Origin of the sequence: Diplocloster agilis (genome assembly GCF_019042275.1) — a bacterium.
GTDB lineage: Bacteria > Bacillota > Clostridia > Lachnospirales > Lachnospiraceae > Diplocloster > Diplocloster agilis.
Map to the genome: position 1 here is coordinate 34,308 of NZ_JAHQCW010000030.1, position 25,312 is coordinate 59,619.

General features: G+C 50.2%; 21 protein-coding genes. 6 read left to right on the forward strand and 15 right to left on the reverse strand.

Going from position 1 to position 25,312, the window contains the following annotated elements; translation table 11 throughout:
• Window positions 1-22 precede the first annotated feature (22 nt).
• The 3 genes from KTH89_RS16640 to KTH89_RS16650 form a co-directional block, all read right to left on the reverse strand.
• Window positions 23-853 (reverse strand): class I SAM-dependent methyltransferase, encoded by an 831-nt coding sequence (locus KTH89_RS16640; RefSeq protein ID WP_238722451.1) that lies wholly within the window; start codon window positions 851-853, stop codon window positions 23-25.
• Window positions 854-972: 119 nt separating this feature from the next.
• Window positions 973-1,422 (reverse strand): YaiI/YqxD family protein, encoded by a 450-nt coding sequence (locus KTH89_RS16645; RefSeq protein WP_238722452.1) that lies wholly within the window; start codon window positions 1,420-1,422, stop codon window positions 973-975.
• Between the two features lie 93 nt (window positions 1,423-1,515).
• Entirely contained in the window at window positions 1,516-3,150 is a 1,635-nt protein-coding gene (locus KTH89_RS16650) for a Na/Pi cotransporter family protein (RefSeq protein ID WP_238722453.1), read from the reverse strand.
• Between the two features lie 345 nt (window positions 3,151-3,495).
• Here KTH89_RS16650 and KTH89_RS16655 point away from each other — a divergent pair, with 345 nt between their 5' ends.
• Window positions 3,496-4,689 carry a DUF6179 domain-containing protein gene (locus tag KTH89_RS16655; RefSeq protein WP_238722454.1) on the forward strand — a complete coding sequence of 398 codons (1,194 nt, stop codon included), beginning with the start codon at window positions 3,496-3,498 and terminating at the stop codon, window positions 4,687-4,689.
• On the opposite strand, the gene ybaK is transcribed toward KTH89_RS16655, so the two are convergent.
• From ybaK to KTH89_RS16670, 3 genes are all read right to left on the reverse strand, one after another.
• Window positions 4,676-5,149 (reverse strand): Cys-tRNA(Pro) deacylase, encoded by a 474-nt coding sequence (gene ybaK / locus KTH89_RS16660; protein ID WP_238722455.1) that lies wholly within the window; start codon window positions 5,147-5,149, stop codon window positions 4,676-4,678. The genes KTH89_RS16655 and ybaK overlap by 14 nt on opposite strands.
• Before the next feature lie 11 nt (window positions 5,150-5,160).
• Window positions 5,161-6,507, reverse strand: a complete 1,347-nt coding sequence (locus KTH89_RS16665) for an MATE family efflux transporter (protein WP_238722456.1) — start codon at window positions 6,505-6,507, stop codon at window positions 5,161-5,163.
• Between the two features lie 248 nt (window positions 6,508-6,755).
• Entirely contained in the window at window positions 6,756-7,619 is an 864-nt protein-coding gene (locus tag KTH89_RS16670; RefSeq protein ID WP_158347409.1) for a DegV family protein, read from the reverse strand.
• A 682-nt stretch (window positions 7,620-8,301) separates the two neighbouring features.
• On the opposite strand from KTH89_RS16670, the gene KTH89_RS16675 reads away from it, so the two are divergent.
• Window positions 8,302-9,417 (forward strand): iron-containing alcohol dehydrogenase, encoded by a 1,116-nt coding sequence (locus tag KTH89_RS16675; RefSeq protein WP_238722457.1) that lies wholly within the window; start codon window positions 8,302-8,304, stop codon window positions 9,415-9,417.
• A 48-nt stretch (window positions 9,418-9,465) separates the two neighbouring features.
• Here the strand turns inward: KTH89_RS16675 and KTH89_RS16680 are convergent, their stop codons facing one another.
• Complete coding sequence (locus KTH89_RS16680; protein ID WP_158347952.1) at window positions 9,466-10,509, reverse strand: ribonucleotide-diphosphate reductase subunit beta; 1,044 nt, start codon at window positions 10,507-10,509, stop codon at window positions 9,466-9,468.
• A gap of 98 nt (window positions 10,510-10,607) precedes the next feature.
• Complete coding sequence (locus tag KTH89_RS16685) at window positions 10,608-13,139, reverse strand: ribonucleoside-diphosphate reductase subunit alpha (protein WP_238722458.1); 2,532 nt, start codon at window positions 13,137-13,139, stop codon at window positions 10,608-10,610.
• A gap of 425 nt (window positions 13,140-13,564) precedes the next feature.
• Between KTH89_RS16685 and KTH89_RS16690 the strand changes: the two genes are divergently transcribed.
• Window positions 13,565-14,083: a transcription repressor NadR gene (locus tag KTH89_RS16690; protein ID WP_158347948.1), complete on the forward strand. Its 519-nt coding sequence runs from the start codon at window positions 13,565-13,567 to the stop codon at window positions 14,081-14,083.
• A gap of 114 nt (window positions 14,084-14,197) precedes the next feature.
• The gene (locus tag KTH89_RS16695; protein ID WP_238722459.1) at window positions 14,198-15,265 is read left to right on the forward strand and encodes a PTS transporter subunit IIC; all 1,068 of its coding nucleotides are present in this window, start codon (window positions 14,198-14,200) and stop codon (window positions 15,263-15,265) included.
• 174 nt (window positions 15,266-15,439) lie between these two features.
• Here the strand turns inward: KTH89_RS16695 and KTH89_RS16700 are convergent, their stop codons facing one another.
• Entirely contained in the window at window positions 15,440-15,712 is a 273-nt protein-coding gene (locus tag KTH89_RS16700) for a hypothetical protein (RefSeq protein WP_158347944.1), read from the reverse strand.
• Window positions 15,713-15,951: 239 nt separating this feature from the next.
• Here KTH89_RS16700 and KTH89_RS16705 point away from each other — a divergent pair, with 239 nt between their 5' ends.
• The gene (locus KTH89_RS16705; RefSeq protein ID WP_158347942.1) at window positions 15,952-17,061 is read left to right on the forward strand and encodes a DUF362 domain-containing protein; all 1,110 of its coding nucleotides are present in this window, start codon (window positions 15,952-15,954) and stop codon (window positions 17,059-17,061) included.
• A gap of 106 nt (window positions 17,062-17,167) precedes the next feature.
• Here the strand turns inward: KTH89_RS16705 and KTH89_RS16710 are convergent, their stop codons facing one another.
• The 5 genes from KTH89_RS16710 to KTH89_RS16730 all read right to left on the reverse strand — a co-directional run bounded on the left by KTH89_RS16710 (window position 17,168) and on the right by KTH89_RS16730 (window position 22,761).
• Window positions 17,168-18,163 carry a sugar phosphate isomerase/epimerase family protein gene (locus KTH89_RS16710; RefSeq protein ID WP_238722460.1) on the reverse strand — a complete coding sequence of 332 codons (996 nt, stop codon included), beginning with the start codon at window positions 18,161-18,163 and terminating at the stop codon, window positions 17,168-17,170.
• Window positions 18,164-18,268: 105 nt separating this feature from the next.
• Window positions 18,269-18,718, reverse strand: a complete 450-nt coding sequence (locus tag KTH89_RS16715) for an RbsD/FucU family protein (protein ID WP_158347938.1) — start codon at window positions 18,716-18,718, stop codon at window positions 18,269-18,271.
• Window positions 18,719-18,877: 159 nt separating this feature from the next.
• Window positions 18,878-19,978, reverse strand: coding sequence for a substrate-binding domain-containing protein (locus KTH89_RS16720; protein ID WP_158347936.1), 1,101 nt, complete (start codon window positions 19,976-19,978; stop codon window positions 18,878-18,880).
• 295 nt (window positions 19,979-20,273) lie between these two features.
• The gene (locus KTH89_RS16725; protein WP_158347934.1) at window positions 20,274-21,257 is read right to left on the reverse strand and encodes an ABC transporter permease; all 984 of its coding nucleotides are present in this window, start codon (window positions 21,255-21,257) and stop codon (window positions 20,274-20,276) included.
• 16 nt (window positions 21,258-21,273) lie between these two features.
• Complete coding sequence (locus KTH89_RS16730) at window positions 21,274-22,761, reverse strand: sugar ABC transporter ATP-binding protein (protein WP_238722461.1); 1,488 nt, start codon at window positions 22,759-22,761, stop codon at window positions 21,274-21,276.
• 295 nt (window positions 22,762-23,056) lie between these two features.
• Between KTH89_RS16730 and KTH89_RS16735 the strand changes: the two genes are divergently transcribed.
• Window positions 23,057-23,962, forward strand: coding sequence for an AraC family transcriptional regulator (locus KTH89_RS16735; protein ID WP_238722462.1), 906 nt, complete (start codon window positions 23,057-23,059; stop codon window positions 23,960-23,962).
• A 34-nt stretch (window positions 23,963-23,996) separates the two neighbouring features.
• Here the strand turns inward: KTH89_RS16735 and KTH89_RS16740 are convergent, their stop codons facing one another.
• Window positions 23,997-25,301: a D-alanyl-D-alanine carboxypeptidase family protein gene (locus tag KTH89_RS16740; protein WP_238722463.1), complete on the reverse strand. Its 1,305-nt coding sequence runs from the start codon at window positions 25,299-25,301 to the stop codon at window positions 23,997-23,999.
• Window positions 25,302-25,312: the final 11 nt, after the last annotated feature.

Genomic DNA, 25,312 nt, shown 5'->3' on the forward strand with positions numbered 1-25,312 from the left:
AAACTGTTTTCCTTAAAAAGCTCTACTTTGTAAAAACACCGCAAATTGTTTTGCCCTGATCCGATAATTTCTTTCCCGCTACGTCACCATAGAGCTCGAAATGGTTGAATCCTGCGGGTATTATTTCTGATAATAGCTTTTCTTTTGTAAAGAAATGGTCCCATATATTGTAACAGCTTATAGCTCCGTCAGAAACAACAACACATTGGCGCAGCTCTGTGGCATCCCCATCGTCATATTGATATACAGACTCCAAACAGATATGAGGCTTTTCACACCAAAAACCGCCTTCTTCGCAGTATTTCCATGTACGGCTTTCTTTGTTCCGCATAAGCGGTGTAAAAACATCAACAATAAATTTTCCATTTTTTCTTAACGCCTGATAAACTTTTTTTAACAAACACTGCCTTTCTGTAACCGGCAGCACAGCGTAGTCGCAATAGATTAATGTTATTACATCAAATTGATCTGTAAATTCAATCGTCATATAATCTTGATAATGGTAACGGATCGCGCTGTTGTGCAGCAACGCATGTTCTTTTGCATATGCAATAGAACGTTTTGAGAAGTCCACTCCTGTTACCGAATATCCGGCATTGTGAAAACGCTCTGCATACAGACCAGGACCACAGCCCAAATCCAGTAAAGACTTATATTGGGACGGCGGCGCGATTTGAGTAATCCATTGGACTGACTGGTCAAGAAATTCAGGTCTGCGGGTTGCCGCATCTTCCTGCGGATTTAGATGTGCCGCCAGCATTCCCTTGGATATATGCGTATCATTCCAAAATTCCCCTGTGCTTGGTGCATACAGTTGTGGTTTCTTTAAATAATCACTTAATTGGCTAATCATTAACATTCCTCCCAAATCAAAAAGGTGCACTTTCCTATGGAATAAAAGAAATGTGCCATATATTGCACACAGCACATTCTTAGTCAGGCTTTCTCCGCCTTGAATTTACTCATGGAAATTTACTCATCCGCCAGCTGATCCAGCAAGCGGATCAGCGACTCCGCAAAATGTTCGTCATCCTCCCCCGAACGCTTCGAAGGCCCCTTCAAATGATTTTTCCTGGACGCTCTTCTTGCCTGCTTCGCCAGATGCCGCTCCATCAGCATCGCGTCAATGTTTTCGTTGGTGTACCACTTCCCGCTCTGATGGATAGGATGCGCGCCTTTGCCCAGGGCCATCACCGCCACCCCATAATCCTGCGTCACTACCACGTCGCCCCGCTCCGCCTTCCGGATCAAAGTAAAATCCACGGCATCCGCTCCCTGATCGACCACAAACACTTCCGCCGTCTCAGACTTTATCACATGGCTGGTATCGCACAAGATCCAGACCGGAATGCCCCGCCTGCACGCTATCTTCTCCGTAATCCCCACTACCGGGCAGGCATCCGCATCAATCAATATTTTCATTATAACTCCTCCGAAACCTTCCCCAGTTCCCATGGGGCACTTTATTTGACAATTATTATACCATGCCCCGCCGCTAACGAATAGTGCAAAATCCTATCCTCTGTTTTCTCCCAATTCCTGCCCGATATTCAGAATATGGTCACCGATCCGTTCAAAATCCGTGAGCATCTCCGAGTAAAGAATGCAGGCTTCGTCCGAACAGACACCGGACTGCATTCGGACGATCTGGTTCTGCCGGTACAGCATCGTCATATCATCGATCTTTTGTTCCGCCGCGGCGATGCCGGTGATATCCTCCACATTGGTAGCCTCCATGCAGTCCAGCAGATCCATCGATTTCAGACAGATATCCCGCATGGTTGCGATCTCTTCTCTTGCCTGGTCGGAAAAACCTATCTGCTTCTCTTCCAGCCGCTTCGTATATTCACAAATATTCATAGCGTGATCCCCGATCCGCTCCACATTGCCCGCGATCTTAAAAAAGGCGCTGATTCTGGCCGAATCCTCCGGGTTCGCCTCGTATGTAATAATGTGGGAAATATATTTGGAGATCTCTTTGTTCAGATAATCTATATACTCCTCATTCTCCTCCACCTTTTTCAGCCTCTTTGAATTTCCATCCAGAACCGCCTGAAAACTCAAGCTGACATTTTCTCTTGCCATGGCGATCATTCTTTTGAGTTCTTTGCAGATTCCGTTGATCGCAATGGCGGAAGTCCCGATGTGGTATTCCCTTGCCCCATCCACCGGTTTGATAAATAAAAGGCGCTGTTCGCCGTCCTCTCCTCGTTCCTTGTCGGGAAGGATGCGGGTTGCCAGTTTCGCCATGCCGGTTCCGAACGGAATGAGCAAAAGGGTGGTCACAATATTAAATAGGGTGTGCATGTTGGCTATCTGCGCCGCCGGATTAGACGGTGTCAGAGACTGAATCAGCGCGGTGAGCGGCAATGTCATACAGACGACCGTAAATACCGCCGTTCCGATCATGTTGAACATCAGATGGATAATCGTGGTTCTCTTCGCGTTCCGGTTGGTTCCGATCGATGCTAACACCGCGGTGATACAGGTACCTATATTTTGTCCGAACAAAACGTAGACAGCGCTTGGCAAACCGATCAGCCCGCTGGTGGCCAGCGCCTGCAGGATACCGACCGAAGCGGAGGAAGATTGTATAATCGCCGTAAAAAGCATACCGGCCAGAATCCCCAGCACCGGATTGGAAAATCTGGTCATCAGATGTACAAACGCCTCCGAATCCCGAAGCGGCATCATCGCCGCGCTCATCATATCCATTCCTATAAATAAAATACCCAGTCCGGCAACGATCATGCCATAAGACTGAAGCTTCGGTTTCTTGATAAACACAACCAGCGCTACGCCTAGAAAGGCGATCAGCGGCGCCAGTACACCTATGTCCAGAGCAATCAGCTGTCCTGTGATAGTCGTTCCGATATTAGCTCCCATAATAATCCATACTGCCTGGCGAAGGGTCATCATGCCGGAATTGACAAATCCCACCACCATAACGGTAGTGGCCGAGGAGGACTGGATCACCGCCGTGATTCCCGCTCCCACCAGCACCCCCAGAAAGCGGTTCGACGTCAGGCGTTCCAGAATCCGCTTCATCCGGTTACCGGCTGCGGCCTCCAGGCCGGAACTCATCATCTGCATTCCATACAGGAACAGCGCCAGACCTCCCAACAGGCCTAAAAAATCCGTAATTTTCATTCTCTATCTCCCTTTCCTATGTACCTGGCATTTCCTTACGCATATAATTTCGTCGTAATTGTAAGGGGAGAATCAGAATTACGCAATGGCTTTCCAAATACCTTAACAAAAAATTTATCTCAAATTTGAGAAAATAAAAAAGAGAAAAAACAAAACTTACTGTTTTTCTCTCTCTGCTGTGATTATCATACCACAAAAACGCTGTTTTTTCAAGTCTTGCAGTCGCCATGGCTCTGCTGTATAACTATAGATACTATGATCCTGCCAATACCGTTTCCGGCGTTAACAGCAGGATGCAGAAGAATCCGTAACCTATCGAAGTCCTTAAGATTGGAGGATCCAACTATGGAATTCACTTTAGAAGAACTGCTTCCCCTGCTGCAAAAACGTGTCCGAAAATATACCGGCAATGACAGTACCTCCGTTCCCTACGAGACTGCCCGGGAGATACTCTCCTCAATTCTATACTGCATCGCCGAGTATGACCGGCATCTTCAAAATACCGGCCATGCGCTGGCATCTGCGGACGCGCCGGATGCCGAACTATGCTTCCGGCAGGGACTTGCGCTTGAAAAGGAAAAACTAAAAAACGCGAAAATCCTTCTGGCCAGGCTTCAGAAGCACCGTCTCCCCATCCCTCTGGCCGCTTATCAGGATACCCTGATGAAAGGGATCCCTGAGTTTTTCCCCTTCTATGATGTGGATTATAAAGCTTCCCTGGACGGGGGTACCATCGATTATCCGCTCCTTGTTCCGCAAGCGCCGGAGTTATCCGGAATAGACCTGATCTACGATTACCTGAAACACCTGCAGGCCGAAGATACGTTTCTCGGCTGCTTTCCCCTGCGCGCGGTACGGACGCTTCTGCGAAATTATGCGGCGGACTATCAGGAACTGCTGATCAACATCTGCGGCCTGGTGTTCCCGGACGCTCTTTCCTGTGTCCTGCTGAATCTCCCCGTCCACGACCTTGCGTTAACCCCGGAAGATGTGAACCATCTGCAGACCCTGGTCATCACCCATGAGCCGGATGCCTTGAATCTCCTGTTTCAGGATAGTCTTCAGGCACTTTTAAAAGCCCTGCGCCTGTCCGATCCATTGGCCCGGTCTTATTTGTCCGAAGCTCTTCCGGCACTTCTAAAAGACATGCAGTGTTATGCCCGGGAAAACCGTCTGCGCATCCTTCTGCCCGTCACAGCCTCTTACACCCCCGCTGTCTTTGCCGGCGGTTTCAAAGACGGCGATAAGATGGATGACAGGAATCTGCGGGCGCTCATCGAAGAACTGAAAACCTGCCGTTATCTGAAGGATAAGCTGCAGATCATCAGTACCCAGGTGGGAAGTTTGCGCGATCTGAAAGAACTGCTGAAAGAATGCTTTTGGGAGGAAGAATACCTTTCCGTATTCGCGCTTCTAAGCGACGCCGAAAAGGAATATCTGCGCCGGGATATCCTTCAAAGGCAGGATGACAGCTCCTCCCTGGACCCCTGGGAGCTGGCCCTGCTAAAATCAGAAATTCCCCCTGCTACACAATCGTAAGATCCGCTACCTTCGCCCCGGTAAAGCGGATCAGATCCTGCGGCGCCAGTATCACCTGCATTCCGCGTACCCCTGCGCTGACGGCGATTTCCCCGTAGAGTTCCGCCGTCTCATCAAGCCATATGGGATATTTTTTCTTCATACCGACCGGCGAACAGCCTCCGCGGATATAGCCGGTGGTTGGGAGCAATTCCTTCAGCGGAAGCATCTCTGCCTTTTTCTCCCCCGCTGCCTCAGCCGCCTTTTTAAGATCCACTTCCTCCGCAACCGGGATACAGCAGACAAAGGGGCCAAGCTTTGGCCCCCGCAGAACCAGCGTCTTAAACACCTGTTCGCAGGGCTGCCCCAGCTGCCTGGCTACATGGACTCCGGAGAGATCCGCTTCATCCACCTCGTATTCCGCCGTTCGGAACGGGATACCTGCTTTTTCCAGCTGCCTGATCACATTTGTCTTCGTCATAATATCCTCCCTTATGTCAGCATTTTTCTTTTCCAGATACCACTCAGATAAAAGCCCAGAGACAATACGGTACCGATCACCCAGCCAATCGGCCAGGACAGCCAGATGCCGGTACTGCCCATGGAAAGCAAAAGAGCCATGACATAAGACAGCGCCACTCTGAGAATCAGATCGGAAAACGTGGCCACCATAAACGGCGTCATGGCTCCGGCCCCGCGCAGAACCCCGTCCGCCATCAATTTCAAAGAGATCACAAAATAAAAGGGAGACACAATCCGCAAAAACCGGGTTCCTTCCTGAATAACCGCTGTTACATCCTCTTTGCTGGACAGGAATATCCGTAACATCGCCGGGCTGAACACAAAGTAAGCGATAAAAAAGGGAACGCAGATCAAAAGTATCATGCGTACACCCGCCCTGAACCCTTTCTGCACCCGGTCGCTTTTCATCGCCCCCATATTCTGAGCCGTGAAACCGGACAGGCCGTTGGCCATGGTCGTAAAGGATGTGATGGCAAATGTATTGAGCTTCACCACGGCAGAATAAGAAGCCATTACCGTGGACCCGTAGCCGTTGACCAGCCTCTGGACAAACAGGTTCCCGATGGAAATAAAGCTCTGCTGTAAAATACTTGGAACAGCTACGACGCTGATGCGCCCCAGCATCCGGAAACTGTAAACCGGATATGCCTGGTTTGTCTTAATTTTTCGCAGACGCCTGACCAGGGTCAGGACCGCCAGCAGCGAAGCCGCGTCCTGGCACAAGAACGTGGCCCACGCTACCCCGGCCACACCCATATGGAAGCAAATAACGAAGACCAGGTCAAATACAATGTTACTCACCGATGATCCGATCAAAAAATATAAGGGCGTCCTGGAATCACCCAGAGCGGTAAAAACTCCCGTGCATATATTATATAAAAACAGGAACAAAAGCCCCCATATGTATATCTTCAGGTACAGCGCCCCGTCCCCGAAGACGTCTGCCGGTGTGTCCAGCATCCGCATCAGCGGATTGCAAAACACCGTTCCCGCCACGGTCAGGATCAGGCTTAAGGCCGCCACCGACAGGATGGACGTATACACAGCCGTTTTCATATCCTCATATTTCTTTGCGCCGAAATACTGGGAAATGATCACGGAACTCCCGATATTCGCTCCGGTAGCAATGGCTATAAATATCATAGTAATCGGATAGGACGCCCCCACGGCGGCCAGCGCGCCGACCCCCACGAACTTCCCCGCCACCACGCTGTCCACGATACTGTACAGCTGCTGAAAAATTACACTAAACAAAAGCGGCAGGGAAAAACTCCATAATATCTTTCCCGGCTCGCCCTGTGTCATATCTTTTACCATATCTCTCCTGCCCTTCCTCACATAAATTCACCGTTCCCTATCATAGCACATTCAGCGGAAAAATCAATCCGTCCGTGAACCGTATGTCCGTGAAGTGTAAGCAGCATCTTCCTTTCCGCCGCTGTGCGGTCTCCCCCGGAGGGCTTTTATTCCATAGGGGTCTTTCCTATAAAATAAAAAATGATGATGCCGGGTTTTTCCGCCCGAACACCATCATTTTTATATACATTTTATAGATAACTCAACTCTTAACGGGAGTTCCCCATAAAGAACAACGCCACCGTGCCTGGGCCGGAATGAGCGCCGATCGTCGGTCCTACCGTATTGATCAGGAACGACTGTATCCCGAACCGCTCCCGAACCAGCCGCGCCACGAATTCCGCATCCGTAAGACAATCCCCATGGCTGATAAAAATCGTATCATTTTCAAATTTCCCGACTTGTTTTTCCATGTTATCCACCAGTGTGGTCAAGGATTTTTTACGTCCCCGCACCTTGGATACCGGAACCAGGTGTCCCTCATCATCCACATGCAGCACCGGTTTGATATTCACCATTGTCCCGAACACGGCCGCCGCCTTGGAAACCCGGCCGCCCCGATAGAGATGATTCAGATCGTCAACAGTAAAGTTATGGCACAGATGCAGTTTATTCTCTTCCAGCCACTCGGTAATCTCAGCCAGAGATTTTCCCTCTTTTTTCTGGCATACCGCTTTATGCACCAGCAGTCCCTCACCCAGGGACGCACACAGAGAATCCACGACCACGATCCGCCGGTCGGGAAAGTCTTCCTGAAGCTCTTCCGCAGCGATCCTGCAGCTGTTATAGCTGCCGCTTAAGCCGGATGAGAAGGAAATGTGCAGAATGTCTTTTCCTTCCTTCAGATATTTCGTGAACTTTTCTTTCGCCATATCCGGGTTAATCTGCGCCGTAGTCGGCATGGAACCATTTCTCATTCTCTTATAAAATTCGGCCGCCGACAGCTGATTTTCACGCTCATAGGTCTCCCCATCAATTGTATAGGATAAAAACAATATGTCCAGATCATTTTCACTTATATAACTATCCGGTAAATCCGACGTATTGTCCGTTGTAATGATAAATTCACTCATCTTCTCTTACCTCCCTGTCAATTATTCTGACACAATCATACCATGATTTTCAATCAGACGCAAATAAAAGATGCGTGCGAAGGGGGACATGTCCATTTTGATCGGGGACTGTCCCACGAGCTTAGCGCTCTTCCTGGGGAGCTTCGTATGCCCGCTGCTTATGGCTTGGAACCATGGGCGCTATACGGGGGACGCTCCGGGTGGCCGGGTTCTTTTGTATCTCCCTGAGGGCGCATAGGGCGGCTGAGAATACGCTTAGTGAAATTGGAAAGCCGGATTCAGGATGCACGGCGGACTTCACGTCCGACGGGCAAGAGCCTCTGAACCGGGAACACGTCAGGTGTTCCTGGTGAATAGGCTCGGTTCCTGAATCCGGCTTTTCGATTTCACTTAGCGTATTCCAGCGCTAGCCCTCCGCGCCCCCAGGGAGATACAAAAGAACCCGGTCACCCGGAGCGTCCCCCGTATAGCGCCCATGGTTCCAAGCCGTAAGCAGCGGGCATACGAAGCACCCAGGAAGAGCGCTAAGCTCGTGGGACAGCCCCCGATCAAAATGGACATGTCCCCCTTTAATAATTTAAACTGATGCAGGCTTGAAATATTTCTTGTAAATGTTTGAGGGATAAGGTAAACTAATCTTAGAAAATCGAATAAATGATCTGTTAAGAAAGAGGGGATGTGTATGAACTGCTTCTCTGTCCGGCCCAATATTTTGTATTTTGATCATTTTGATGAATTTACCAGAAAGTTTTTGATCGGTCCCAAGGATCTGCTGATCACGAATCAGAAAATCGCGGATACCTGGTTCCGGGAAAAAATAAAAACCGCCGCGCTTATTATACCCAGTGATTATTCAGAGGGTGAACCTTCCGATCAGATGGTGGAATACATTTATAATGATATTCGTTATACTGCCTATGACCGGGTGATCGCCATTGGAGGCGGTTCCGTCATGGATATCGCGAAGCTTTTCTCTTTGAAACAGATCACCCCGGCTCTGGACTTGTTCCAGAAATCCGCTCCGGTAATCCGAAGCCATGGTCTGATCCTGGTGCCCGCGACCTGCGGTACGGGCAGTGAAATCACCAACATTTCCAATCTGAACATGATCTCTTTACATACCAAACTGGGGTTGACGGATGATTCTTTGTATGCAGACTATGCCGTCCTGATCCCGGAGCTTCTGAAAACTCTTCCTTACTCTTACTTTGCAATCAGCACGTTTGACGCTCTTTGTCATGGGGTGGAATCTTATCTCTCCCCGGCTGCGACCCCTTTTACGGAACTCTATTCTAAGAAAACGATCGATATGGTCTTGAAAGGGTACATGGAAATAGCTGCCCGTGGACTGGACAGCCGCTTTGAGTCCCTGGATAATTATCTTCTGGCCGGGACATACGGCGGTATCGCCATCAGCAACGCCGGCTGCGGCCTGATCCATGCCCTGGCCCACCCGCTGGGATCGCAGCACCGGATTCCGCACGGCCAGGCTCTGCGTATCTTATTTACCGCGGTTTTAAAATGTTATGAAACTTATGTCCCGGATTCCAAGATCCGCACCCTGACCGCCTATCTGTCCGATCTGCTCAACTGCCCCCAGCAGAACGCCCTGGAACGGCTGGACGCCCTGATTCAGACAATCCTGCCGCTACAGCCGCTTAAGACTTATGGCGTCCGGCAGACGGATCTGCACACGTACGCCCGCAGTATTCAGAGCCTGCATCAGAAGCTTTTGAATAACAGCCCCTATCAGCCAACGTTAAAGAATATAGACGAAATCTACCGGTCGGTATATTGACCGGTAGATTTTTGTCATGAAAAAAGTATGAAGCGAAATCTGTCTTTTTTATAAATCGTCAACCAACGCGCTGCTCTTGGCATATGCCGTGCTGCGGGCTTCGAAGAAGTCTGTTTTAATCAGATTCGCATTGGAGAACTGGCTGACCCAGCTCATACTGGACGGCTCCGTATCGTGGCCCTCGTACAGTTTTTCAAATCCCAGGTTTGTACAGCGTAAGTTGCCCAGGTACTGGATGTAGTCGGTGACCATGGATTTCGTGAGTCCCTGGACCTCATCGCCGATGGCATAATGCCCCCATCGAATCTCCTGCTCGCAGCCTTCCCGGATCATTTCCCGGTATACCTCCACTCTCTCAGGGGTGAATAAGCCGGGTTCTTCCTTTTTAAGCTCCAGCAGAATATTGCGGAACAGCCACAGATGAGTGTTTTCGTCCCGGTTGATGTAGCGGATCTCCTGTACAGAACCGGGCATCCGGTTGTTCCGCCCCAGATTGTAGAAGAACATAAACCCGCTGTAGAAATAAACGCCCTCCAGAATATAGTTGGCTATGGCAGTCTTTGCAAGCGTGAACGGGCTTTGATCTCTCTGGAATTCGTTGTAGAGATCACCGATAAATGTATTTCTGGCCAGCAGATGCTCATCATTTTTCCACTGATAAAGCACCTCATTTCTCTGCTGCGGCTCGCAGATGGTGTCCAGCATATAGCTGTAGCTCTGAGAGTGCACCGCTTCCTGGAAGGTCTGGATAGAGAGGCACAGATTCACTTCATTGGCTGTGATATATTCTCCGATCGAGGGAAGGTTAGCCGTCTGGATGCTGTCCAGAAAAATCAGGAAGGACAGGATCTTATCGTAGGCCCTGCGCTCCGGAGCGGGAAGTCCCGGATATTCCTTCTTGTCCACTCCCAGATTGATCTCCTCGGGCACCCAGAAGTTATTCATGGCCTGCCGGTACCAGTCGCTGGCCCATGCGTATTTCATATTATTAAAATCATTCAGATTCGTAGTGTTTCCGCCGATCATCCGGCGGTTTTGTACGTCTATATCCCCCTGCGGGTTAAATAACGGTTTTTTCTTTAAGTGCTGCATTTTGGTTTCCCCTTTTACTGTAGATTTATTCTGTCATATTCTTACGCGGCGCCGGATTTTGGCCTGCCATATTTTCGCCGGCCCGGTTTCAGCAGACATCATGAGGAACAGGACTCACATTCTTCCACTTCCAGGCTCTTGGAACGGATGTAATAGATCGTCTTGACCCCCTCTTCCCACGCCAGCACATACAGATCCAGAACTTTGCGGAACGTATAATCATTGGTGATATAAAGATTCATGCTCTGGGCCTGGTCGATATGTCTTTGCCGGACTCCGCAGGCACGCACGGACCAGCTCTGGTCGATCAGGTGGGCGTTCTTATAGTACCAGTAGGTCTGGGGGGACAGCTCCGGAGCCACCCGGGGTACCAGCCCGTTTTTCTTCTCTTCCAGGAAATACCGGTTCATGATCGGATCCAGTCCGGCTGTGGTTCCCGCGATCATGCTGGTGCTGCTGGTGGGCGCCACTGCCATCAGATATCCGTTTCGCAGGCCATGGACGGCCACTTTGGCCGCCAGCTCCCGCCAGCGGCCGGAGTCGTAGCCCCGTTTGCTGAAATAAGCGCCGGTTTCCCAGTCGCTGCCGGAAAAGTATTCGTATCTTCCCTTTTCCTGCGCGATCTCACAGCTGGCTTTAACCGCCGCGTAGTTGATCTCCTCAAAGACCTTGTCCACAAATTCCAGATGTTGCCCGCTTTCCCACATGATTTTGTTTTGCGCCAGCATGTGGTGGTATCCGCTGATCCCAAGTCCGACCGGACGGTATCTGCGGTTGGTGATTTTCGCGTAGGGAAGCGGATAATAATTCAGATCGATGACATTGTCAAGGGCCCTAACGGCGCTGGCCGTGATCCGCTGAATCTCTTCCGGATTCCTGACGTCTATCCTTCCAAGTGACAGACTGGCCAGGTTGCAGACCACAAAATCACCCGGTTTTGTCCTGGTCACGATCACCGTCTCCCCATCTACGGTTTCCACCGACTGGTCGAGGCTTTCGATCCCGCTCATATTCTGAGCGATCTCCGTACAGAGGTTGCTGCAATAGATGATTCCCCGGTGGCCGTTGGGATTCGCCCTGTTGACATGATCCCGGTTAAAGGTAAAGGGGGTTCCCGTCTCCACCGCGCTTTTGATAATCAGGCGGATCACATCTTTGACCGGTATCACCCGCTTCACGATCCGGCTGTCATGGACACATTCCCAGTACCTGCGCTCCCACTCTTCACCGTAGCTGTCCTCCAGCGCATATCCCTTTGCCATCAGGATGTCGTGAGGACACATGAGGTACCAGTCCGCTTCGATATTCTCTTTCGCAAGCTTCCAGAACAGATCCGGATAGCAGACGGCCGGGAACACATCATGGGCTTTCATCCGGTCGTCGCCGTTGTTGGTCCTCAGGTTTAAGAATTCCGGCAGGTCCCGGTGCCACGCGTCCAGATAAACCGCCACGGCGCCCTGGCGCATCCCCAGCTGATCTACCGCCACAGCCGTGTCATTGGCCAGTTTAATCCATCGGATCACCCCGCCGGCCACACCGGGAAATCCCTGGATGCTGCTGCCGCTGGCCCGGACCTTGCCAAAATAAAGCCCCATGCCGCCGCCCAGCTTGCTGACCTTCGCAAAATTATCGATGCTGCGGTAGATCCCCTCCAGGCTGTCCGGTACGGTATCGATAAAACAGGAGGAGAGCTGATGAAACGGCTTGCGCGCATTGGAAAGGGTCGGCGTCGCCATGGTCACCTGCAGCTTGCTTAACATCTCATAAAAGCGGAAAACCCAGTTTCTTCTGTCCTGTTTCTCGGGAATCGCCAAATGCATGGCGATTCCAAGGAACATCTCCTGCGGCGTCTCCAATGGAATATTCAGCCGGTCCTTAATCACATATCTTTTCAGCAGCAATTCCAGCGCGGAATACGTAAACAGGTGATCCCGCTCCGGCTCCATGAAGTCTGCAAAGTCTTCGATCTCGTCTCTGGAATACGTCTGTAAGATATAAGGGCCGTACAGATTATTTTCGGTCAAATAGACCAGTTTCTCGTAGAAATTATGAATTCCCCTGTTCGCACATTCCGTTTTGACCTGTTCGTGAAACAGGAGCATCCGGAATCTGGCCGCGATAAATTCCCAATCCGGCGCTTCCTGAGTCGTCAGCTCCACCGCCGCCCGCAGCAGGGCATTCACGCTCTCCTTTTGTCCCATGCCCGGTTTATAAAATGCCAGAAACTTGGTCTGCAGATGAGCCAGGCCGTATCCCTCATCGGGATAATCCTGCTGGATCTGCCGCAGAACATCCCGGATTCCCGGCAGATCCTCTAAATATTCCGCCAGCTGATGTCTCGTCCTTCTCTTCTGGGCCCGCTCTTCCCGGTATAGGATGTAGCTCTTCATGACCGGATAGTAATTCCGCTCCATCAGCGTCTTTTCCACCATATCCTGTATATCTTCCACATGGACCGCACAACCGTCCCCGCACATCTGCTGTATTTTACTCTCTACCTGAGAGGTAATCTCATCCAGAGTCCGGTCATCCACCTGTTCCGCTACACTCGCAAACGCCGCCTTTACCGCGTTTCTGATCTTTGCCGCGCAGTATTCTTCTTTTGTTCCGTCTCTTTTAATAATGTCCATTCTCCCTAACCTCATCTCTTAAGCTTCACTATGTATTGTATGCACAATTCAATATACCACAAGATATAGTATATCTCAAGATCTATTTTAAATTTCTATCATACAGCAGAAACATCCTGTCATAATCATCATGTGCAATTCCTGTCTTTCTCATTCCCTTATGGAAACTTTATGTTTCTTTAAGAAATTTTCTTTTTATTTTAGAAAACCGACATACTTTCAACACAATTACCCTTTATAATGAATTTCAGATAGTTGATTCACACACTCACTATCTCCCCCCCTCATAAAAAAATGGCGGATGTGCGAAAGCACATCCGTCGCCTATTTCAGGGATAAATATTCCTGTCCTTCCTCTTTTTCTTGGAAAACTCCAGCTGTTATGCTATAATGTCGGCAATATGTAACCGGAAGGAATGGTGAGAATGGACGGCAACAAACGAAGGGCACAGATCATTGAACTGCTCTCCTTGGCAGAGGAACCGGTCTCCGGAGCCGCGCTGGCCAGAAAGCTGGGCGTCAGCCGCCAGGTCATCGTACAGGATATCGCGCTGCTTCGCGCCACAAATAAGGACATCCTGTCAACAGCCAGAGGATACCTGCTGTATCAGCAGGAAAATACCAAAGTAAACCGCTGTTTTCTCGTATCCCACTCTACGGATCAGATCGAGGATGAATTAAATACCATCGTGGATCTGGGAGGGAAAGTCCTGGATGTGATCGTAACCCATCCGATCTACGGTATCATAAACGTGGATCTGCTGATTTCCAACCGCCGGGAGGTCGCGGAATTTGTGGAAAAGATACGGACAAACCGCACCAAACCGTTGAAGGAGCTGACAAATGACATCCATTATCACACGGTAGAAGCGGATAACGAACAGGTTCTGGATCAGATCCAGAATGCCCTGGCCTTAAAAAAATACTTGCGCCCTTCTTCGTAGTGTGGTATTTTTATGCAATGAGGTGACAAGACACCTGTGTTTACATATGTAATGTAACCTTATGACTTAATACTTACACCTGTTGTTACAATTCAATTATGAGAGGGATCGAGGATGGAAAAGCTAAAGAAAATCTGTAACCGAATATTTATTGAAGGATTGTCCGGCATGGCACAGGGATTATTTGCCACTTTACTGGTGGGAACCATACTGGAGCAGATCGGAACGTTCATAGGCGGCAGTATAGGAACTTACATAATCGTAGTCGCCACCGTGGCGAAGAAGCTGACCGGCGCCGGAATCGGAATCGGAGTGGCAAGTAAGTTTAAACAGCCGCCGTTAGTCACCGTCTCCGCCGGAGTAGCCGGCATGATCGGGGCCTATGCCAAACAGATTATGGCGGGCTCCCTGCTGGTGGAGGGTACCTTCACACTGGCCGGGGTGGGTGACCCGCTTGGTTCCTTCGTCGCCGCTTATCTGGCTGTGGAAGTGGCCGGCCTGGTCGCAAACAAAACAAAAGTAGATATCCTGGTCACCCCTGTGACCACCATAGCGGTCGGTTCCATTGTCGGCCTGTCGATCGGCGTGCCCATCGCGGCATTTATGACCAAAGTGGGGGAACTGATCAACTGGGGAGCCATGCAGCAGCCGTTCCTGGCCGGCATCATCGTATCCGTGCTGATGGGAATCGCACTTACCCTGCCGATCAGCTCAGCCGCCATCGGCGTATCGCTTGGCCTTAGCGGAATCGCGGCCGGCGCCGCCGCCATCGGCTGCAGCGCCAATATGATCGGCTTTGCCGTCGCCAGTTTCCGTGAGAATAAGATCGGCGGCCTGGTCGCCCAGGGCCTTGGAACATCGATGCTGCAAATGCCGAATATCCTGCGAAAGCCGCTGATCTGGCTTCCGGCTATCATTACCAGTGCGATCCTTGGCCCCGTCTCCACCTGCCTCTTGCAGATGACCAACAACCCCACCGGTTCCGGTATGGGAACCTGCGGATTCGTCGGCCAGATCATGGGATACCAGACTATGGTACAGGAAGGCGTCAGCAGCGGAATCGCTCTGCTTCAGATCGGAATCATGCATTTCCTGGCTCCGGCCCTCTTAGCCCTGCTGATCTCCGAAATTATGCGTAAAATGAACTGGATCAAAGCCGGGGACATGAAGCTGGAGATCTAATATAACATCAACTCTTATTCTATAGGAGCATTTTCCTATGGAATAACAAAGAGGTCCGGCATAAGGACCGGCTTATGATATGCGCAGAAAAATAATGTTCTCTCCGCAAAGCCGGTTTCTTATGCAGGACCTCTTTGTTATGCAGGACCTCTTTGGCATCTGCGATAAAATTTTTTATGCAATTCCCTGCTGCTCTTCCTCCGCTCTTTGGGGGATGATTTCTTTTTTTACTATATCGGTTACCTGATTGACGCTCAATCCGGTCAGTTCCATAAAATCACAGAGCTCATTCAATTCTTTATCTCTTTTCTCCCGCAGAAGAGCCGCGTATTCCTGGTTCAAATCCACCAGTTTACTTTTCTCCCTGTTGACTACCGCCTTTTGTTTTTCGATTGCCTCCTGCATCAGCGCGATCCGCTCTTCGACCGGTTTTTTCGTTCTGGCCATATGATTCCTCCTTCTAAGATATGCGTTATTACATATTATAGTACGAGCCCTAACAAAATATTCCAACAACTTGGCTCCTCTGCAAAGATTGCAGGATACCAAATATTCCCCCACAGTGATATAATAATGGTATTTCATATTAGCAGCGCCCGTAAAAGCCCCGCTGACTAATATTCATGCATTGCATAGAAGAGGTAAAAACTGCCGCAAAAGCTTACAGCTAAAAAAGGAGAATTCATATGGAGAAATCTAAAGTTTATTTTACAAACATGCGTACCAAAACGGATGTAAATCTTCAGGAAAAATTGTCGCGCCTGCTCAAAAAAGCAGGTATCGGTACCATTGATTTTAATCAGAAATACACCGCTGTAAAAATGCATTTCGGCGAGCCCGGCAATCTGGCTTATCTAAGGCCTAATTATGCCAAAACCGTAGTTGACGTGATCCGGGAGCTGGGCGGAAAACCCTTTCTGACCGACTGTAACACACTCTATGTGGGCGGCCGCAAAAACGCGCTGGATCATATAGACAGCGCCTACACAAACGGCTTCTCCCCCTTTTCCACCGGCTGCCATATCCTGATCGGGGATGGATTAAAGGGTACCGACGATGTATTGGTTCCCGTCGCCGGAGGCGAGTATGTGAAGGAAGCCAAAATCGGGCGGGCCATTATGGACGCGGATATCTTCATCTCACTGACCCATTTTAAAGGCCATGAGCTTACCGGATTTGGCGGCACTTTAAAAAATATAGGCATGGGCTGCGGTTCCCGGGCCGGAAAGATGGAAATGCACAGCGCCGGCAAGCCCTTTGTAGATCAAGAGCTGTGTGTCGGCTGCGGCTCCTGCCGGAAAGTCTGCGCCCAGGACGCCATCACCATCTCCTCTAAAAAAGCCGCTATCGATCATGACAAATGCGCCGGCTGCGGACGCTGCATCGGGGTCTGTCCCCGCGACGCGGTAAATCCCGCCTCCGACGAATCCGAAGACATTCTGAACCGGAAGATCGCCGAATATACCAAGGCCGTCATTACAGGCAGACCGAATTTCCATATCAGCCTGGTTGTGGACGTGGCCCCCTTCTGCGACTGCCACCCGGAAAATGATCTGTCCATCGTACCTGATATCGGTATGTTTGCCTCCTTTGATCCGGTGGCTCTGGATGTGGCCTGTGCGGATGCGGTAAATGCGCAGCCTGTCATCAAAGGCAGCCTTCTCGCAGAATGCGACCACGAAGGACACGACCATTTCAGCGCCGTCAGCCCTAACACAGACTGGCGTGTGGCCATAGCCCATGCGGTAAAGCTGGGTATCGGTCAGGATACCTATGAATTAATCGAAGTTTCTTAACGACTTAATAAGATGTATGGTTCAAATATAGTTCATCCCCGGGTTTGGGTATGCCCGCCGCTTCGGGCTGGGGCTGCGGCCGTATCCGGGGATGAACTCTCCCTGATTATTTAAACAGGCATTCCCGGATCACCTTTGTCATCTCGCAGGGATTGCCTTCCTCGATCAGCCCGCCCAGACGCTCGAAACCGATCCGGTCGATGGCTTCGTCGTATTTTTGCATATTCAGCACACTCTGGCGGGTAGCCTCATATTGGTTCTCGCGGTAAGGGAAGATGTCTACGGAAATGAAACCGTCATAGTCTGCTTTCCGCAGGGCGTAGAACATCTCGATAAATTCGGTCAGACGCAGGGCGCCTACCATCATGTCGTCATCCCACAGATTGTAATTATCATTGGCATGGATCATGAACAGTTTGTGGTAGCGGGCGGCCACCTCGATGTTCTGGGCGACGCTTTGCTGTGCCTGAAATACATGGCCGGTGTCGATGGCAACGCCTACGTTGGGGCGGTCTACCTCCATGCAGACTAAAAGGGCGGTCATGGTGGTATCGATCAGGCAGCGGTTTCTGGGCTCTCTGATTTTACCTTCCAGAGTCAGCTTGATGTCGGGATTATAATCGGCCAGTTCGCGGACATTGCCGATCAGATAATCCCACTGTTTCGTGTAGTCGGTCTGAAGAGGATAGTCAAAACCATCCTGGCCCAGCCAGAGATTGACACTGGGACTGCCCACCAGGCTGGCATTAAAATCTATGTTTTGTTTGCACAGATCCATGGCTTCTTTCCTTACCGCCGGGTCGGCAGCGGCTATGGAACCCTTCTGATATTTGCGTTCACCGAAGACCTGAGGAAGAACGGAGGAGGCTACCAGATTCGATTTGGTAAGAATTTCATTTACCACCTCGGGGTCAGCGTAGGGGCCGCTGGGGGCCTGATAGAGATCCGCGCCGGATAATACCTGCATCTGCTCCAGACTTTTGATGACATCCGGGAATTCTACCTGATCTACTTTTGGGTCCTTGTATCCGCATTTCATAAATCTGTCTGAGGTCTGCCCCAGCGATCCGATAATTGCACTGTACTTTATCTTACTTGCCATATTATATTCCTCCTCAACTTTTTGTCTGCTTTTCATTTTTCATGAATTCAACTGCTCTCTTTTCCATGAATGAACTTGTTTTATTTTCCGGGAATGTGTCTGCTCTTATTTTCCTGAGAACTCTCCGATCACGCCTTTTTTTAAAATCATACACGCGTATAGCGCGTCCTCACTGGTTTGTACCGCAACAAAACTGTTTTTTGCCCTTTCATAGAACGCAAAGCGTTCCATCTGTTTCATTTCCTTGTACGCCCCGCTGAAGTCATTGGCCCGGATAATACGGTCATACTCGCTCCAGATCGGAGGCGTCCCCTCGTATAGCTCTCCGGGCGTCATCACATTGACCGGATCGGGTACGAAGACATCCAACGGCATTAGCTTTAAGATTGCTTCCAGAATTTCTGTGGCTCTGATTCCTTTTGTGTAAACACAGCGTTTGGACATTGTATAAGACGGAAAATTGATATCACCGATGACGATTTCATCCCCGTGTCCCATTTGCATCAATGCCAGCATCAGTTCTGGCGGAATTACTTCCGGAATATTTTTCAGCATATTCTCCTCCATTTAGTCCAGCGTTTTCCAGCCTCAATTTTTAGTTGTATGCGCATACCGCAGCGGTTCGCGGTATGCGCACATACTCTACACGGTAAGTATCCATTGCTTATTTTACTGTATTGCTTATTTACTGTATTGCTTATTTTATTGTATTGCTTATTTTACCGCATTTGCCCAATTGGTCTCATCATCCACGTTAGTGGAGTCGATTACATAGTGGCCCTGAATCTGATCCTTTTCGACCGTTTCCCCGTTGACTGCCTGGATCGCCAGCTCGATAGCCTTTTTCCCCATGCCGATGGGATCCTGGGATATGGTCACGTCGATGCTTCCCTGGCGGATGGCTTCCAGCGCGTCGGCCACACCGTCGATACCAACGATATAGATGTGTTCTTTATCACCGGCGGGTTTTAAAAGTCCCGCGCCTTCGATTGCTTTGAGCGAGCCCAGGGTACAGTCGTCATTGTGTCCGTATACGGCGTCGAATTCCGGTTGTGCCTGGATGATGTTCTGCATCACATTCAGGGATGTCTCCTGGTTAAAATCGCCTGCCTGCTGGGCCACTACTTCGATATCCGGATATTTTGCTTCCAGCTGCTTATGGAAGCCTTCTCCGCGGTCTCTGGTCGCCGATGCGCCCGCCAGTCCTTCGATCTCTACGACTTTGCCTTTGGGTTCACCGTATTTTTCCGTCAGGAACTCCGCGATTTTGTCGGCAGCGATGGCGCCCATGGCCACATTGTCTGTCGCCAGGAATGCGGTATAGCCGTCGCTGGTAGATCCGCGGTCCGCGTAGATCAGAGGGATCCCCGCGTCTATGGTTTTCTGCTGTGCGGTGACGATAGCGTCACTGTCAATTGGATTGCAGATAATGGCATTGGCTCCCTGGGAAATCAAGTCTTCGATCTGGGATGTCTGTTTCGCCGTATCATTGTCCGCATTGGTCTCCACAAGCTTCACACCGTTTGCCTCGGCTGCTTCTTCCAGCCCCAGTTTCATGGCTACAAAGAATTCGTTGGTCAGTGTTGATATGCTGGTACCGATCGTGATGTCCCCTGCCGCCGGTGCCTGATCTCCTGCAGAATCCGGAGTCGATGCTGCTGCCGGTTCTGCCGGTTTGGTGTCCTCCGTTGAACTGCCGGCCGTCCCCCCGGATGCCGCCGGTTCTTCTTTCTGGCCGCCGCAGGCGCTTAATGCTGCCATCACCATGGTCATACATACGAAAACGGTCAATACCTTTTTAAAACTTTTTTTCATAGTGCTACCTCCTTCTTTGGAATGCTCCAATACCTTCCTCATTTACTTTTTTATCGAAATAAAATCTATATAGGAAATCGTAACGGACCTGCCTGTTTTTCGGTTTACTTCGTACTTTTTTACTTTTTCCTCTGCTTACCGTGTAGAGTTTTTAATTTATAGCATGTCATCCCCAGATGTTTTGTAATGTAAACCTTACATATCGTTGTGTGATATTTCGCCAGGCTTCATCGTTCACTAAGAGAACAGGGTATTTGCCGCATGATTCCTATATGCCGATTCTATCAGCCCTAAATTACGCTAACTCATTTCTGTTTTTCAGAGTGTCCAGAAGTACCGCGATCAGGATCACGACTCCCCGTACCACTCCGGTATAGAATGTATTCACATTCAGAAGATTCATGCCGTTATTCAGAACACTTAAGATCAATACGCCTACCAGCGTTCCCTTCATGGTACCGCGGCCTCCTGCCAGGCTGGCGCCTCCGATTACGGCAGCTCCGATGGCATCCATCTCCAGGCAGTCTCCCGCTGTGGATACGGCCGTTCCCAGCCGGGCCGTCAGTATCATAGCGGCCAGTCCCGCTGTGAATCCGCTGACTCCATAGACACACATTTCGATCCGTTTCGTGTGGATACCGGACAATTCCGTCGCTTCCCGGTTACCGCCCAGCGCATAGATCCCCCGTCCGAAGGTTGTAAACTTCAGGACATAGAAGGCAACCAGGTATACCAAAAACATAATCAGGACGGCGATCGGGATAACACCCGCGATATAGCCGTTTCCGATCAGCTGGTAGCTCTTCGGTATGCCGGAGATCGTCTTTCCCTGTGTAAATACCAGTGTAAATCCCCGCCCGATGGACATCCCGGCCAGTGTTACGATAAAAGCCGGTACCTTGAGCCTGCTAATCAGTATCCCCTGTATGAATCCAAAGGCGGTTGACACGGACAGCATAATCAGAACTCCGATCACCACCGGCGCACCATTTTTCATGGCAGCCGCTCCCAGGGCGGCAGAAAGCGCCAGGACAGATCCCACGGACAGATCGATGCCCCCCGTGATCACGACATACGTCATACCCACTGCGGCCATCCCCATGGTGGTGGACTGCATCAGAATATTCATGATGTTCTTTACTGTCAGAAACCTGGGGGTACATATGGTCAGTATCAGGCACATAACTACCAGAGCGGCCAGTATGATGTTTTGAGAAAGGAATCCCGCCACTGGATTTTGCTTATTCTGTGCTATGACAGCATCTGTTGATTTCTTCATCTTTTTCCTCCGTTTCTCATCCTCCGATGGCATACTTGATCACCTGTTCCTGGGTTAGCTCATCGTGTTCCAGGATTCCGGTGATCCTGCCTTCATGCATCACCGCCACCCGGTCACTCATTTTAATCACCTCGGGCATTTCCGAAGAAATCAGGATTACCGAGCGTCCGGAATTCGTCACCTCATTGATCAGTTCATAGATTTCCGCTTTTGTACCAATATCGATCCCTCTGGTCGGGTCGTCCAGTATCATCACTTCCGGGTTGGTCAGCATACACTTACCGATAACCACCTTTTGCTGGTTTCCCCCGGAAAGGGTTCCCGTAATCTGCTCTTTTCCGGTGCACTTAATATGTAAGGCCTCGATTTGTTCATCTGCCATCACTTTTTCTTTCGGGGTGTCTATATAACCGAAGGCCTTGCGTATTTTATAGATCATGGACAGTACCGTATTGTTCTCAACATCCTGCGCCAGAATCAGTCCCTGTTTTTTCCGGTCTTCCGGAACCAGGTAGATGCCGTTTCGGATCGCGTCCCTGGGACTTTTGATGTCGATCTTCTGCCCGTTCATCAGGATCTCACCGCTGTCCTTTTTATCCGCTCCGAAGATCAGACGTACCAGTTCACTTCTGCCCGCTCCCACAAGTCCCGCGATCCCGAATACCTCGCCGCGCCTCACGGTGAAGCTCACATCTTTTACATACTTTCCCCTGTTCAGGTTCCTGACTTCTAAAAACGGCTCTCCCGGTCTGTTGGTCTTGGCCGGGAATCTCTGGGATATCTCCCTGCCGACCATCATCCGGATCAGCTCATTTTCCGATACTTCCTTAACCGGCTTCTCTCCCATGTCCTGTCCGTCTCTTAAGACCTGGACCCGGTCACAGCATTCCGCGATCTCCTCCAGCTTGTGAGAAATAAATACGATACCCACGCCTTTCTTTTTCAGCACTTCCATCGTGCGAAATAGATTCTGTGTCTCCTCCGTTGTCAGCGACGATGTGGGTTCATCCATAAGGATCACCTTGGCGTTATAGGAGAGCACCTTGGCGATCTCCGTCAGCTGCTGCTCCGCGATGGATAAAAGCCGGACTTCTTTGTGGGGGTTCAGCTTCAGGCCGTAAGCGCTTAGCAGCTCTTCCACCTGTTGATATAGTTTTTTGTATTGGACGGTCCCCAGCCGGTTTTTCGGAAGCCGCCCCATATAAATATTCTCCGCCACACTCATATTGCTGTGCAGTTTCAGTTCCTGGTGCACAATGGCGATGCCCAGTTCAAACGCGTCATTCACTCCCTGCATCTTCACAGACTGCCCTCTCACCCGGATCTCCCCCTCGTCCGGCTGGTAGATGCCGCTTAAGACATTTAGCAGCGTAGATTTTCCGGCTCCGTTCTCGCCCAGCAGCCCCAATATCTCTCCGCTGTTTACAGTGATATTGACATCCTGCAGGGCCCGGACTCCGGGGAAAAACTTGGATATATGACTGGCCTTTAACAACTCCTCCATAACCTCCTCCTTTCAGGCTCTAAAAGTTCCTGCTATACCATTTCCCAAACTCTCTTCTCCTTGCTCACTCCTTAACTTTATGATGAATTTATTTTCAACCGGTTGCTTTTCGCATTTGAGTATAATATAATTATAAAGATGTTTTTGCCGTATTAATATAATATTTTGGACTTTTCATATAATTATCAAGCCATTTTTGACAAATCAGAATATTGCAAAGCAAAACTCATGTTCTATCTGTACAAATTACACAAATCAATTACAAAAACATTACTCAAAAAGGATGAGGCCGAACATGATAATCAACGAAATACGCCTGAGCAACAACCGGCAGGAAATGATCGAGGGAATGACGCCGGAATTTCCCTACAGCGTCCATTACTGTAATATGAAGAATTATATCGGACATACCGTGCCCTGGCACTGGCATGAAGAAGTGGAATTTTTCTATATTTTAAAAGGCACTCTGGTATATACCACCAACAACAACCGCTATGCGGTATCGGAAGGTACCGGAGGCTTCGTCAATTCCAATGTATTACACACGGAAACTTCGCTGGATTCCTCTAACGACGTGATCTTTACCGCCCACAAATTCAGCACACTGTTCCTGGGCGGCTTTCTCAACAGCGTCTTTGAGCAGAAATATCTGAAGCCGGTTCTGAACTGCCATACCCTGGAGTTTTACCGGTTTGATCAAAATACAAAGGAGCACCGGCTTGTGCAGGCGCTCCTTAAGAAGGCTTATGACGTGGCTAAGGGTGAGGAATTGTTTTATGAATTCAAGCTGCGGGAGTATTTTACGGAAATCTGGAAGACGCTTTATCTGGAAAATGAGGAACTGATCTTCAGCAAACAGCCCCGGGCTCTGGCCGACAATGAGCGGATCCGGGATATGCTGCAGTTTATCCACACCCACTACACGGAAAAAATCTTGCTGGAAGATATCGCCTCCGTAGCCTGCCTAAGCAAGCGGGAATGTACCCGCTGTTTCAAAAAGAATCTGCAGATGTCGCCGATGGAGTACGTCATCCAATACCGCATTCTGCAGGCCGCCGCCATGCTCCGGGAGACGGACGAGTCGGTCGTAAACGTAGGGATGCTCAATGGCTTCTGCACCAGCAGCTATTTTGGAAAAACCTTCCGGGAATACTTCGGTCGGACACCACAGGAATACCGGAAACGGTACGCCGGCAGGTAACGCAGTCCCTGGAACGAAATGGAATGCGGAGCAACTACAGCAAAAGATTGCCGAAAGCCCTTCCCAGATAGTCCTTAAACGTCGCTTTGGCTACATCCTGGACAAACTTGATGTCCACTTTTCCGATTTCCTGGCCGTTCAGCAGGTAAACCGCCTGGCCGGCGATACCATCCTTGGCTACCGGCGCTTCGGTCTCGGGTTCCACACGGATCTCTTTGGTTACTCCGCTTAAGTCGGCGCCGTTTAAATCCAGATAGTGGAATTCACCTGAGTAGGCGATCCCTACCTGGTCCTCCACCCCTTTTTTCACCGCTACATTGGGAAGAGGGTCCTGATTCCGGTCTTCGTAGGTCCTGGCTTTTGCGAACCCGAAATCCAGCATTTTCGACGCGTCCTGGAACCGCACCTTGAAATCAGGAGCCGCCATAACCACCGCGATCAGCTGTACCCCATTGCGTTCGGCAGTGGCTGAGACGCAGTATTTTGCCAGACTCGTACTGCCTGTCTTCAGGCCGTTGCAGCCGTCGTACTGGCGCACCAGTTTGTTGGTGTTTGACAATGTGAACTGGGAGGAGCCCTGGTTCGTTACATGGGTGATATCCTCCATCCAGATCGAGGAATATTTATGTATTTCCGGGTATTTCGTAATGAGTTCCCGGGACATGATGGCTACGTCCCTGGCTGATGTCAGATGTGTGTCTGACTCGGTCAGGCCGCAGCAGTCCTCAAAATGAGTCTGCTCCATCCCCAATCCCTGTGCCCTGGCGTTCATCATGCCGATAAACTCCGGTTCGCTGCCGGCGATAAACTCCGCCATAGCTACGGAAGCGTCATTTCCGGACGCCACCACGATGCATTTGATCAATGTCTCTACGGTCTGTTTTTCCCCTTCTTCCAGGAATACCTGCGAACCTCCCATAGATTTCGCATAGGCGCTGGTGGTGACTTCATCCTGCAGATGTATTTTCCCTTCCGCCAGAGCGTCAAAGGTTAGGATCAACGTCATAATCTTCGTGATACTGGCGGGTCTGAGCCTCTCGGTACTGTTCTTTTCGTAAATCACCTGTCCGGTGGAGGCCTCCAGCAGAATTGCCGACGGGGCAGCCAGATCCAGTCCCTCTGTGGCCGGCGCCTGCTGGGCATTCTGGTTATCCTGGGACTCCTGTCCGTCCTGCGCATCTTCCGTTTCCTGTCCGCTCTGCTCCTCCTGGTTTTCCTGGCCTTCCTGTGCTTCCTGGCCTTCCTGCTGTTCAGGTGTCTCTTCCGCATATACAGGTGCCGCCGGGAGCAAAGATAAACACAGTCCGGCGGTTAAAATGAAAGTCAGAATACGTTTCATGTAATTCTCCC